This is a genomic window from Pseudoalteromonas sp. P1-7a (assembly GCF_001401855.1).
Taxonomy (GTDB): domain Bacteria; phylum Pseudomonadota; class Gammaproteobacteria; order Enterobacterales; family Alteromonadaceae; genus Pseudoalteromonas.
Genome location: NZ_LKDU01000106.1, coordinates 1 through 385, shown reverse-complemented (window position 1 = coordinate 385; position 385 = coordinate 1). Strand labels below are relative to the sequence as shown.

General features: G+C 43.6%; 2 tRNA genes. Both read right to left on the bottom strand.

The annotated features are described in order from the left end of the window. Window positions 1-3: 3 nt before the first annotated feature. Window positions 4-80, bottom strand: a tRNA-Arg gene (locus AN389_RS19695). A 226-nt stretch (window positions 81-306) separates the two neighbouring features. Next, window positions 307-383 (bottom strand) — tRNA-Arg (locus tag AN389_RS19690). Between the last annotated feature and the right edge of the window lie 2 nt (window positions 384-385).

Below are 385 nucleotides of genomic sequence, written 5' to 3'. Positions count from 1 at the left end.
AAGTGGTGGGCGCAGGAGGATTCGAACCTCCGACCGCCTGGTTCGTAGCCAGGTACTCTATCCAGCTGAGCTATGCGCCCACTTTCATTTTTTCTTATTTATACTCTAAGTTGAGTTTCTAAAATAACCAATTTAAGTACACATTTTAAAAGTGAGCTTAACTTATTTATTATTTTAGACACAAAAAAACCGACGCTTATGTCGGCTTATGCATGAAAGTGGTGGCGTAGGACGTAACTTCTAAGAGTGAACCTCCTATAATCAACACTTTCTACTTATTTATACTCTAAGCAGAGTCTATGAAAGTGGTGGGCGCAGGAGGATTCGAACCTCCGACCGCCTGGTTCGTAGCCAGGTACTCTATCCAGCTGAGCTATGCGCCCAC